General features: G+C 55.1%; 8 protein-coding genes. All 8 read right to left on the bottom strand.

Features of this window, described 5'->3' with window-relative positions:
- Positions 1-1238 precede the first annotated feature (1238 nt).
- Positions 1239-3461, bottom strand: a complete 2223-nt coding sequence (locus AC6RNO_RS15315; protein WP_497105948.1) for a UvrD-helicase domain-containing protein — start codon at positions 3459-3461, stop codon at positions 1239-1241.
- Between the two features lie 388 nt (positions 3462-3849).
- The gene (locus AC6RNO_RS15320) at positions 3850-5103 is read right to left on the bottom strand and encodes a nickel pincer cofactor-dependent isomerase, group 22 (protein WP_497106017.1); all 1254 of its coding nucleotides are present in this window, start codon (positions 5101-5103) and stop codon (positions 3850-3852) included.
- Between the two features lie 8 nt (positions 5104-5111).
- Complete coding sequence (gene dapA / locus AC6RNO_RS15325) at positions 5112-6008, bottom strand: 4-hydroxy-tetrahydrodipicolinate synthase (protein ID WP_497105949.1); 897 nt, start codon at positions 6006-6008, stop codon at positions 5112-5114.
- 69 nt (positions 6009-6077) lie between these two features.
- On the bottom strand, positions 6078-7343 hold the full coding sequence (locus tag AC6RNO_RS15330; RefSeq protein ID WP_488436056.1) for an MFS transporter: 1266 nt from the start codon (positions 7341-7343) through the stop codon (positions 6078-6080).
- A 33-nt stretch (positions 7344-7376) separates the two neighbouring features.
- Positions 7377-8327 carry an NAD(P)-dependent oxidoreductase gene (locus AC6RNO_RS15335; protein ID WP_497105950.1) on the bottom strand — a complete coding sequence of 317 codons (951 nt, stop codon included), beginning with the start codon at positions 8325-8327 and terminating at the stop codon, positions 7377-7379.
- A gap of 19 nt (positions 8328-8346) precedes the next feature.
- Positions 8347-9342 carry a 4-hydroxythreonine-4-phosphate dehydrogenase PdxA gene (pdxA, locus tag AC6RNO_RS15340; RefSeq protein ID WP_497105951.1) on the bottom strand — a complete coding sequence of 332 codons (996 nt, stop codon included), beginning with the start codon at positions 9340-9342 and terminating at the stop codon, positions 8347-8349.
- A complete protein-coding gene (locus AC6RNO_RS15345) occupies positions 9339-10622 on the bottom strand; it encodes a four-carbon acid sugar kinase family protein (protein ID WP_497105952.1) in 1284 nt (427 codons plus the stop codon). Before AC6RNO_RS15345 ends, pdxA begins: the two co-directional genes overlap by 4 nt.
- 18 nt (positions 10623-10640) lie before the next feature.
- Positions 10641-11807 (bottom strand): iron-containing alcohol dehydrogenase, encoded by a 1167-nt coding sequence (locus tag AC6RNO_RS15350; RefSeq protein ID WP_497105953.1) that lies wholly within the window; start codon positions 11805-11807, stop codon positions 10641-10643.
- Positions 11808-12533: the final 726 nt, after the last annotated feature.

Consider the following 12533-nt stretch of genomic DNA (forward strand, 5'->3'; position numbering starts at 1 on the left):
GCCTCGGCGCGGTGGTGCTTGGCGGTGCTCCGGCAGGGAGCGAAGCGTTCGGCTCAGCGCCTAGCCTCGGCGCGGTGGTGGTTGGCATCGCTCCGGCGGGGAGCGGGCACCCGGCTCAGCGCCTAGCCTCGGCGCGGTGGTGGTTGGCATCGCTCCGGCGGGGAGCGGGCACCCGGCTCAGCGCCTAGCCTCGGCGCGGTGGTGGTTGGCATCGGCTTGGCGAGTCCCCCCCCTCCCGGCCCCCGGCTCCGGCGATGATCTGAAGAGCGGCAAATAGCTTGCTCGACAAAATCACCACCCATCGCAAAAAAGTCTGCAAAGTCAGATTGTTGATAAAGTGACGAGTTAGAGGAACCAGAGTAGGTACAGCCGCTCTTCCCCGACCCACGCCCTCCTGCACGGGTTGCGGTGCTGAAGTGGTGGGGACAAGACGGCGGCAGGGAGAAAACCTGCAAAAGTGCAGGTTTTCTTCGTAGAAATGGTTCATTTTGGCGAAATGCCTGCAATTGTGCAGGAATTTTCGATGAAAATGAACCAGAGCCCCTGTTCGCGGCGAAAAGCCTGCACAATTGCAGGAATTTTTCGCTGCCAGCACATCAACGAGCAAAAAACTGTACTTTTGCAGGTTTTCTTCGCGCAACTAGAATGCGACCCGCTTCGGCGTATGGGTTTCTGGGCTGCCCGCACTTTCGCAGCTTTCAGGGCTCCTCCCCCACAGCTTCACAAATGGCTGGGCTGAACCTGTGGGCGGCAATCAACCAAACCTTTCGCAACAACCAGCGAAAGTACATCTTTTGCCGCTTTATGCGCCTGCCGCGGAGCGCTTCCGCCCAAAGGCCCCCACCCCACCCCGCCCCGCACGAATCCCGGACGTACGGGCCGGGGTAGGCCCGGCGCCCCGCGCGAATCCCGGACGCACGGGCCGGGGTGGGCCGGCGCCCCGCGCGAATCCCGGACGCACGGGCCGGGGTAGGGCCGGCGCCCCGCGCGAATCCCGGACGCACGGGCCGGGGTAGGGCCGGCGCCCCGCGCGAATCCCGAACGCACGGGCCGGGGTAGGCCCGGCGCCCGGCCCCCGCGATTCCCGCACGCGAGTCGGCGCCGGCGCCTGGCGGCGGTCAACCCCCAGCGGCGGCCCTGCCGCTTTGGCGGCGCCGCACCGCGGGGCGACCCTCCCGCGCCTGCAACCGCGTGCGGTCCGGCGGCCCCGGCCGCCAGCGCTGCCGCGAACCGCCGGGTCACCCCGGCTCGAGCAGGCCCCTTTCCAGGCAGGCCGCGACGGACAGCCGCTTCTCCCCGGCCTGGAAACGGATCAAAATCGTTTCGCTCCCGAGCGACACGATTTCCCCGTTTCCGAATACGCCGTGCTTGACGGCGCCGCCTGCCTGCAGCCGGTCCCTCCCGCGGATCGCGCGCGGGTTGACGGGGGCCGGCGCGGCCATTTTCACCGTAACCGTAAGCGCCCGCGGCAGCTCCTTTTTAACCGGCGCAGGCTTGCCAGGCTGCAGCAAAAGCCGGACATCCGCAACAAATTGGGATTCCGCAGCCTTTTCCCCGTCCCTCGCTCTGTAAGTCAGCAGCTCCAGGTGCGTACGGGCACGCGTCATGCCGACGTAGAACAACCGCGCGGATTCCTCCATCTGCGCTTTGCTGCCTTTGGCGAATTTTTGAATATCGTCCGCAGCGGGCAGGATGCCGTCGACTAAATCGACCATGAACACCTGGTCGAACTCCAGACCTTTGGCGCTGTGCAGGGTGGACAATGTGACCGCATTTTCATGCTTGTTGAATTTCGACGTTTTCAGCGCCGATTCCAGATGCTTGAGCCGGGCCGCAAACTCCTCCATCGTCTCCAGCGTATCGGCGATCGCTTCCAGCGTGTTCAAAATGCCGATCAATGCCTCCCTGCGAAAACCGAGCCGCTCGCACATTTTATCAATCGCCTTCTCGTATCCGAGCAGCCCCCGGATCATGCGGATAGCGTGGAGCGGAGCGACGCCTCTCATTTGCTGAAAAGTTTCTTTGGCTTCCTTCAGCTGCTTTACCTGGTAATCCTGCAGCGGGACGCGGTCCAGCAATGTATCGAATACCGAGACTTGGCCGTCTGCAATGCCCATAAGCGCCGCCATCTGCTTTTTCGTAATATAGCCGATGCATTTGGTATGAATTTTCTCCAGCAGGTCCGGACGGCGGTCGCTAAAGCTCATGCGCATAAAGTTCAATACGTCTTCAACGACCCAATGGGAAAAAAAGCGGTTATCGGTGTCCTTCATGTAAAAAGGGATTCCGGCCCGGTCGAATTCGTTCATCAGCATGATCGAGGACGCGTTGTTCCGGTAAAGTACGGCCGCCTCGCGCAGATCGGCAAGCTCCGCCACTTTTTCCGCCACGTATTTGGACTGATATTTATAATCGGCGAAGCTTCTCAGGACGATCGGCTTTTGCCGGGGATTGTGCGTAAACATGTTTTTGTCGTAACGGTTCTTGTTGCGCTTGATAAAACGGTTCGCCACATCAACGATATCCTTCGAGGAGCGGTAATTTTGCTCCATCATCAGCGTCGCCGCATTCGGATACACGCTGCGAAAATGGAGTAGGTACTCCGGCTCCGCCGCCCGCCACGTGTAGATGCTCTGATCGTCGTCGGCCACGACGCACAAATTGCCGTGCTTGCGCACCAGCTTTTCGATGATCGCATGCTGCACGAGCGAGGTGTCCTGACTTTCGTCCGTCAGCACGTAATCATACCTTTGCTGGTATTTCCGCAAAAGCCAGCTGTTTTCCTCAAGCGCCTGATTGCCAAGCGTCAGCATGTCGTCATAATCGATCAAAAGCTTGTCCGCGCCGGACTGCTTGAAAGTCTCGTACTGCCGCATAACCGCCTCCGCCAGCGGAACGTCGCACGGAACCCCGGCCCATTCGTGCTGCGGAAGCATTTTGTTCTTGACGAAGCTGATGTATGTAGTCAGCTCTTCCATCTGGTCGTCGGTGATATTCTCGCCTGCGATCTCCTGAAACAGCCGGCGCAAAATAAACTTTTTGTGCAGCGGCGGACGCTCCGGGTCGAATCCCCCCTGCTCCTCCAGGTTCACTTCTCCCTCGATCAACTGATACGCGGTTCCCGACCTGCGCAAATGCTCCCGCATCACTTCAAACGCCAAACTATGTATCGTCGAAAAATGAACGGGCGGCACCCCGGGGAAAAAGCGCTTGAACCGCTCCTGCATGTCGGCGGCCGCGGCTCGGCTGAAGGTCACAGCCTTGATTCTCTCCGGCTTCACCCCTTTTTCCTCAATGAGGTAGCCAATTCTCATCATGAGTGTCGTCGTCTTCCCGGAACCGGGCGACGCCAAGAGCAGCAGCGCTCCGTCGGTATGAAGAACCGCCCTTTTCTGGGCGTCGTTCAGGGCAACGCCCGTTTCCCGCTTTTTGCGGTCAAAAAAATGTTCCCTGGTCAACATGGTACAAACCCTCTTTGCAATGAACATGATCATTCGCTATTATAATCGATTGCCCATATTCATGCTATTCAAACCAAACGGCACTTTTGCAGATTATCTTCGCGCAGCCAGGCAGGGTCTGCGATCGGCAGGAAATGCCTGCGAAAGTGCAGGCTTTTTCCGGGAAACCGGTTCGTTTTGGCAAAAAGCCTGCGATTGTGCAGGAATTTTCGATGAAAATGAACCTGAGCCCATATTCGCAGCAAAAAGCCTGCACATTTGCAGGAATTTGTCGTGGCCAGCGTATCCATCGAGCAAAAAGATGTACTTTCGCAGGTTTTCTTTGCGCAGCCAGGCCCCGCCCCCCACGTATTGAAAAAAAGCGCTGCTCGCGTGCAGCGCCTTTCATTTATGAAAAATGCATGGCGGACGGCTCCTTCAATACGTCGACTTCTTTGATGTTCCGCGCGTCGGGCAGCATGCTCTCGGAAATCCAAATATGCTTCAGCTCCAGCGTGTTTTTGATGCGCACCATCCTCACCTGATGCAGATCCGGGACGTTGCATGTCTTGATCGCCGCTTGCACTGCCATTTGCTCCGTCGGAAGGAACATCGGGACTTTGACCGGCGTCAATACCGTGCTTGTAAAAGCGTTCAAATAGCCCTTCTCCCAATCGATTTGGTCGAACAGGCGCTGCGTAATGACATCCGCCGGGCCGATGCCGAGCGCGTTGCCTTGCGTTTTTTCCGTCAGGCCGAGTATTACGATTCGGCTGATGGCAGGAGCCGTGCTTTTCACATAAGGCGTATTGAAGCGCCCGGTTATATTCGGGTCCATGCCGCTGCCGGATATGTCTTTGCCGATCTCATCGACGATCAGGACGTCGATCGGGTCGAACAACAGCCGCGGCATGAGCGACTTCGCTTCCAGCAGCAGCTCCGGCTCTGCATGTTCGATCCGCTCGGCGGGTACGGCTACGATTTTGGCCGGGCGGTCATACGCATTTTCAACGGAGGCCAGGCCGAACGCGACCGGGAGCTTGGCAAGCGCGATGCGGGCCATCGCGGGAACATGCTCCGCCATGCTGCCGAACCCGTAGGCGTGAGCGGCATCCGCGCCTTTATGCTTGCCAAGGCCGATGGTCACCATCTTCATCAAGCCGCTTTCAATGGGACCGCTGAACGCGGTGTGCGGTTTGATCCGGTTGATGACGATAATTTTATCGGCTTCATAAGCTAGTTTGTCGGTGTACACGGGCAAGCCTTTGGGCAGCCTCCCGACCTCCACGACTTCCATGCTTGACCGAATCGGCGCTCCCACGGAAGTCTCCGTGACCCCCAATTGCTCCAACACTTCGGCTTGGCCCTCCGCCGTCGCCCCGCCATGGCTGCCCATAGCGGGCACGATGAAAGGAAACGCCCCGGCCGATTTAACGGCACGGACGACTTCCCTGACCAGAATCGGTATATCGGCTACCCCTCGGCTGCCGACTGCGATCGCTACCTGGTCCCCCGGAAGAATGCGTGACATAACGCCTGCCGCTTCAATGGCTTGATGAACAGCCTTTGCCGTATCGTCAAGCTCGGGGGCAACAAAGTTTTGCTGAACTTTTGCCATTCTCGGAATCGGGATATCCCTCAGCAATTGTTCGATTTTTTTCAGCATAGGCTTTACTCGACGAATCCTTGTTCGCGGTACTCCTTCACCATCTGCTCCAGCTTTTCCTTAGCCTGCTCCGTAACAAGACCGACCGGCTTACGCGACGGTCCGGCCGGAACGCCGATCATGTTCAGCACTTCTTTCAAAACAGAGGGAAGCGTTCCGAGACTGAAGGCGCCGCGAAGTTTTCTCAGCACTCTTTGCGCCTCCTCGGCTTTTGCGACTTCGCCTTGTTTCCAGTATTCATAAATCGACACGACCTGCTGCGGGAATACGTTCGCCGTCGAGGCAATGGCGCCATGTCCTCCGGCCAGCAGCGTGGAGAGAATTAAAGAGTCCGTCCCGGCCAAAACGGAAAAATCGGCAGGATCGGTAGCTTCGAGATAAGCCAGAATGTTATCGTAGCTGCCGCTGCTGTCTTTGATGCCGACGATATTCGGGATGCGGGATAGTTGGGCTACGGTCGCAGGCTGCAAGCTGTTCCCGGTCCGCGCCGGGATGTTGTACAGCACAATCGGCAGCGAAGTCGAGCCGGCCAGGCTGACGTAGTGGTCCGACAGCTCTTTTTGCGTAAACGCCAAAAAGTAAGGGGTGATCACGGATACGGCATCGACGCCGATTGCTTCAAATTTGCGGGTCAAAACAATCGTTTCCTCCGTGCTGATCCCGCCTGCACCCATATAGACGGGAACCCGGCCTTTTGCTTCTTCAACGACAATCTCCGCAATTCTGATTTTTTCTTCGGAAGTGAGCGAGAAAAACTCGCCGTTCGTCCCCAGAGCGAACAAACCGTGAACGCCCGAATCGATAAAACGGCGGGTCATCTGGCGCAAAGCCGTTTCGTTCAACTTATAATCCGCCGTAAACGGAGTGACCATGGCGGGAATGATACCTTTTGGAATGAACATTTCAGCATCTCCTTTTTCATTGCATCACATGCAGTAACCGTTATTATGATTTGCAGTTGTTCGTCATTGCTATTGAATCGGTTTTACTTTTCCGAGCAAGAACAAGTAATTGAGAATTCCGATGACGATGAGCGCGGCCGAGAACAGCAAAGCGGGCACGAACGAACCGTAAGCAGCAACGAAAAATCCCGTTATAATCGGCCCCACTACGCCTCCCATATTGGAAACCGTGTTCTGCATGCCGGCAACGATAGAGGTCATGTTCTTCGGCGCAACATCTCCCGGAAGCGCCCAAACCTGGGAAGCGGCTACGGTCGTGCCGGACTTGGCGATGCACAAGAGCACTACGGCCAACACGGCCGAATGGGCGAACGCGGCAAACCCGATGCAGCAAGCCATCAGCAGGCCGACGATCAGGAACAGCTTTCTTGTCGCCGTTAACGAGAGCAGCCCTTTGGCATAAATACGGTCGGACAGCCAACCCGCCACCACTTCCATGACCATGGCGCACAACAATGGAAGCGATGCCATAAAACCCATTTCAATCAGGCCCATGCCTCTTTCTTTGACCAGGTAAGTCGGCAGCCACGTAATGAAGAAATACGAATTGTAGTTGATCATGAAAAATCCGATGCACATCGCCCAAATATTCCGGTATTTGAGCAGATGGTACCATTTCATCGGACGCTCGGCGCCGTCGCTTTCTTTTGTCGCCTGGCCGCCGCGGATATGTTTCAGTTCCGCCTCGTTTACGCCTTTATGATCTTCCGGCCTCTCTTTAAAATACCACAACCAGACAGCCGCCCATACGATCCCGAGCAAACCGATTATGGCAAACGTCATTTTCCATTGAAACATCGAAATGAGCCAGACGATCAAAGGGATGGCGACAGCACCGCCGAACTTGGAACCGCTGTCAAAAATACCGGCTACCGTCGCCCGCTCCTTATCCGGAAACCATTTGGACGCGATCCCCGCGTTGCTGGGATAAGCCGCCGCTTCGCCGATCCCCAGCGCTACCCGAAAGCCGAAAATCGACTTAAAGCCGGTCGCCAGGCCGGTCACCGCCGTTGCGAGCGACCACCAGATAACGGCGAAGCCGAGCGTTTTCTTTTGCCCGATTTTGTCCGCGACCCATCCGGAAGGAATTTGCAATAAGGCATAAGACCAGAAAAATCCCGATAAAATAAGGCCCATCTGTGCGGCATTCAAACCGAACTCCTTGGTGATATACGGAGCCGCTGCCGAGAGAACAGTGCGGTCGATATAATTGATGGCGATGGCCGCCCACATCAGAAACGCGACTACCCAGCGTACGTTTGATCTTTTATTCATGTTTGCAACTCAACCTCTCCGTATCCGATTGTGTTATAGCCCGTTCATCACATGGTCGGGCCTTTTGTTGTTTACGAGCACTTCAACGATATTTTTGGCGCAGGTCAGGCTTAATGCGTTAATGGCTCCGCTCGTATACCCGGCGATATGAGGCAGCGCGATAAAATTGGGCAAAGCGAACAGTCGGTGCTCCTTCAGCGGCTCTTGCTCGAACACATCCAATGCGGCGCCGGCAATCGCCCCTGTCGTCAACGCTTCGTACAGCGCATCTTCAACGACGATGCCGCCTCTGGACGCGTTGATGAGGTAAGCGCTCTTTTTCATCATGCCAAGCTGGGCTGCGCCGATTAAATGTTTCGTTTGGTCGGTCAGAGCAATGTGAAGCGTGACAAAATCGCTGCCCGCCAAAATTTCCTCCATCGTTACGAATTTAACCCCATGCGCTTGGGCAAAAGCATGATCGGGATAAGGATCGTAAGCCAAAATCTCCATATCGAAGCCGGCCGCTCTGCGGGCAACCTCTTTGCCGATGCTGCCGAGTCCGATAATGCCGACCGCTGCCCGATACACGTCGGAGCCGAAAATGCGCGGCCACTCGCCTTTTTTCGTCAAGTCATTGGCAAGCGGAATCTGTCTGGCTAACGACAGCATGAGCGCAAAAGTAAAATCGGCTACCGCATGCTTGTTGGCGTTCGGAACGTTCGTCACCCAGACGCCGCCCGCTTTGGCCGCTTCCAGATGAATGTTATCCACACCGACTCCATGCTTGCACACGATCTTCAAGCGCGGAGCGTACGCAAACACGTTAGGAGTCATTTCGTTAAAAGCGACAATCGCCGCGTCCGCATCCCGGACCGCTTCAATAAACTGCTCCTCTTGAATGTCGGACGGCACGTGGACGACCTGGATGCCGTGCTTTTCCAAATAATGAATCGGCTCCTGCGAATACTTGGCAAAGGACGGTGAAGTAGATACGACTTTCATAACAGGTTGCTCCTTCGCTTTAGTTTTTCGGGGACAAATCGGCAGCCGACCCGATCGCGGCCAGCATGCTTCGCTCATCCGCGATATTTTTCCCGGCGATATCGAATGCGGTGCCGTGGTCGACGGAAGTGCGGATCACACCGCCTTTTAGGCCCACGGTAATATTGACGCCTTCTTCCAGCCCCAGCACTTTGATCGGGACATGCCCCTGATCGTGATAGCAGGCGACAACGATATCGAAATCTTTGCGGACAGCCCGGAAAAATAAAGTGTCGGCCGGATACGGACCGCTCGCTTGGATGCCTTCGGCGGCGGCTTGTTCAATAGCGGGAATCAGCTTCTCCTCTTCTTCCCCGTTGCCGAAAAGCCCGTTCTCCCCGGCATGCGGGTTGATGCCGCAAACCGCGATTTTCGGATTCGAATAGCCCGCGCGGCTTAACGTTTCATAAGCGAGCTTGATCACTTTGTAAGTCCGCACCGGTGTAATGGCCTTAATCGCATCGATCAAGCCTACATGCGTCGTCAAATGAATCACTTTCAGCTTAGGCGAGGAAAGCATCATGGAGTAATCGGCCGTATCCGTAAGATCGGCCAAAATTTCCGTGTGCCCCGGATACAGGTGCCCGCCTTTTTGCAGCGCTTCTTTATTTAAGGGCGCCGTGCAAATCGCATGAATGCGCTTCTCCTTGGCCAGCTCAACCGCTTGCTTCAAATATTGAAAAGCGGCATCGCCGGCGGCGGGGGATATTTCCCCGAACGGCAGATCTTCCGGCAGCAGATTCATATCCAGGCAATCCACCGTGCCCGGGACGAACTTGCCGTCTTCAACCCGCCGGACGGTTTGAAGATTGACTTTCGCCTGTGTAACCTGAATAGCGCGATTCAATATGCCGGCATCCCCGATTACAACCGGACGGCAAATGTCATAAACAGAACGATGGGCTAACGCTTTCACGATGACCTCGGGGCCGATCCCCGCCGCGTCTCCCATCGTAATTCCGATAATGGGCTTCATTCTGATCCTCCTTGAAGTTTGCGGACTGCCTTGACCATAGCCTGCTGCGTACCGAAGCTGCCGGCTTTCGTCACGACAAACACCTCTTCGTCCGCGACAATTTTCCCGAGCGGAATGCCCGGCTCGACCTCGTCCAGCAAATGGAACTCCTGTGCGTGCAGTTGGCGGAACACTTGATGGGCCGTATCTCCGCCCGTTAGAAAAAGATGGCGCAATGCATGCCGCTTCACGAGCGAAACCGCCATCTCCCCCAGCGCCTCCGATACCCTATTGCTGATTTGAACGGGGCTGCAGCCTTGTTCGGCTCCCAATCGCTGCGTCCGTTCCACCTCATTCGAAGAAAACAGCGCAACATGCAGTCCATTGCGAAAAGCGTTCCCGGCTTCCTCCATCACCCGGTTCCGCTCCCGCTCTTTGTCTGCTCCGTCTGCAATCACTTGATCCGACCGCATCTCGATTCCGGCAACATCGGCATTCGCCAGCAATTGCCGCAGCTGCTCCCGCCCGACCTTGCTGACGCTGCCGGCGACGAGCAAAACAGGGCTGTCATGCTTGGGCACACTCGCCGCGGAACGCCCGCGCCGCATCCCGTAAGCAAGCGGCAAATAATTCATCAAGCCGGCCGAACCGGCCCATATGACGGAAAACGGAGTCTGCTTCATCCATACGACAAGCGTCTCCAGATCCGACTCCGTAACGGAATCCGCCGTCACGTAGGAGATGTTCCGCTTTTTAAAAGCCAACAGCTTCTCCATAAACTGCGGGTAACCTTGCTTCAAATCGTCATGCGTCAGATGACCGACTTCTCTATGTGTTTGAATTTGCATCAACCGCATAATGTTAGATTCGGTAACGGGCGTTTTCGGGTCTTTGGCCACCTCGGTTTCATGCAGCTTCTTTCCGCCCAAAAGATGAATCCCGTCCTTCACCTGGCGCCCGATTTCCGGATACCCCGGGGCGATGACGACGAAATCCGGTTGAAAAACATCGTATACCGCGTTGATTTCCTGCCCGATATTTCCTCTCATCGTGGAGTCGATCTTCTTGTACACCACATCGAAAGACTCGTTTTTGATCCACTCGCTGACATTCCGCACCCTGCGGTAAGCTTCTTCCCCGGATACGGAACGGCTGTCGGTGTCCAGAATAACCGCTTCTTTATTGCCCAGGCCTTCGGCCTTGCGGTCCATAACGACCGAAACGTCCATCCCGTACCGCACGAGCTGCCCTCCGCAATCGCTTGCGCCCGTCAAATCGTCTGAAATAACGAATATCCTCATGTTTTCATCACCTTCTAGCTAGACAAGCAATCTGCGATAAATCGTTTCCATATCGGTTAAAGTGAGCGACTTCGGATTGTTGTTGAGCAGACGCGTTACTTTGGAAGCGGATACGGCCAGGGCCGGCACGTCGTCTTCTTTTACGCCAAAGCTCCTCAAATCTTGCGGAATTTCCAAAACATTCGTCCATTCCACCATTTTCTCGACTACCTTCCCGGCGGCCTGCGCGGCGGAAAGTCCTTGAATGCCGATGCCCATCGGCTCTGCGACCCGGGAAAGCCTGTCCGTAATCGCATCCATGTTGAATTCCATCACATGAGGCAGCAGCATCGAATTGGCGACTCCGTGTGCGACCTTAAATTTGCCGCCAAGCGGGTAAGCCAGCGCATGAACCGCTGCCGTTCCGGCGGCAGTCAGGGCCATTCCCCCGTACATGGAGCCTACGAGCATGTTCTCCCTTGCATCGACGGACGAGCCGTTCCGGTACGCCTCCACGATGCTTACCGAGATCAGCCGGATCGATTCCAAAGCGAACATGTCGCTGAACGGGTTGGCTTTGTTCGAAATATACGATTCCAGGGCGTGAGTGAAAGCATCCATTCCCGTTGCAGCGGTAATAGGCTTCGGCAAGCTTAACGTCAGCACCGGATCGAGAATGACCAGCTTGGGCAGCAAACGCTTACTTACGATCCCTATCTTCAGCTCCTCGTCGGGCAAAGTCACAATCGCATTCGGCGTTACTTCAGATCCGGTTCCCGAAGTCGTCGGAATCAAAATCGTCGGAATGCCCGGATTTTTCACCAAATCCGTCCCCAGCAGCTCGCGAACCGAATTGTCGTTAGTCGACAGTACGGATAAAATTTTCGCAGCATCCAACACGCTTCCGCCGCCAAAACCTATGAGCGCATCGTAACGCTCGCCGGAAATGCTCCTAAACACTTCTTCAATATTGTCTGCCGTCGGCTCGGGAGCAATTCCCATATTAATGTCGGCGCTTATTCCTTGAGCGGATAGTCTGCTTACAAGATCGTCAACGAATCCAAACGCTTTCATGGATGGCTGCGTAACGATCAAAACCGATTTCACCGCAGCTCCAAGTGTATGAATATAATCTCCTAAAGATTGAAATGAGTTGCGCCCTGCCACAATTCGCTCTGCAGTTTGAAATTGATACAGCGTATTCATATTCCACCTCCACATCATGTTCCATATTGAAACATCAAATTGAAACAAGGATTGTATAATTGGATTATAATCATAATTGTTTTATTTATCAACATATAAATTTAATAAAAGGAAAAATGAATAATATTGATGCATAATGCAATATTTTTGAGGTGAAATCCTGACTCATCCTCGGCAAGAATACTCCCGGACAGAAGCTATCGGCGCGAAAAAAGGCAGCCGCCTCTTTATTTTCTGGCCGCGTGCCTCTCCCGGGGCAGGTCGTGTAACTGCACGACTGGGCAGAAATCAGCTTTCGGTGGAAAAAACCTGCAAAAGTGCAGGTTCTTCCGCTGAAATTGGCTTGTTTTGGCGAAAAGCCTGCGAAAGTGCAGGAATTTTCGCTGAAAGTGAGTATAAGTCTATATGTTTGGTGAAAAGCCTGCACTTTTGCAGGAATTGTCCGTGGACAGCGATCAAGGACGCAAATTCATGTATTTTTGCAGGTTTTCTTCGTGCAGGCGGGCAAATTATGGTTATCTCCTCGAACGTGGGGGTTTTTCAATTTATGCGCTGTAGTGTATATACTTCGAAAAACCCCTGCAAGCGGAACAAAGCCAAACCGATTTGCATCGCCCCTACCTTATGCCTCAACAGGAAGCCTTCACCAAGGTCTATCGAGACGTACAACCGCATTCAGAGGCAAATTACCGGAATGTTTTTTTGCACGCCGCTTGAACGATAGCA

This window comes from Paenibacillus sp. sgz302190 (assembly GCF_059820445.1).

What these genes read in the sequence shown, in the direction of transcription:
- AC6RNO_RS15315 (WP_497105948.1), bottom strand. Translation starts at nt 3,461, where the DNA reads ATGTTGACCAGGGAACATTTTTTTGACCGCAAAAAGCGGGAAACGGGC.
- dapA (WP_497105949.1), bottom strand. Translation starts at nt 6,008, where the DNA reads ATGTTCATTCCAAAAGGTATCATTCCCGCCATGGTCACTCCGTTTACG.
- AC6RNO_RS15330 (WP_488436056.1), bottom strand. Translation starts at nt 7,343, where the DNA reads ATGAATAAAAGATCAAACGTACGCTGGGTAGTCGCGTTTCTGATGTGG.
- AC6RNO_RS15335 (WP_497105950.1), bottom strand. Translation starts at nt 8,327, where the DNA reads ATGAAAGTCGTATCTACTTCACCGTCCTTTGCCAAGTATTCGCAGGAG.
- pdxA (WP_497105951.1), bottom strand. Translation starts at nt 9,342, where the DNA reads ATGAAGCCCATTATCGGAATTACGATGGGAGACGCGGCGGGGATCGGC.
- AC6RNO_RS15345 (WP_497105952.1), bottom strand. Translation starts at nt 10,622, where the DNA reads ATGAGGATATTCGTTATTTCAGACGATTTGACGGGCGCAAGCGATTGC.
- AC6RNO_RS15350 (WP_497105953.1), bottom strand. Translation starts at nt 11,807, where the DNA reads ATGAATACGCTGTATCAATTTCAAACTGCAGAGCGAATTGTGGCAGGG.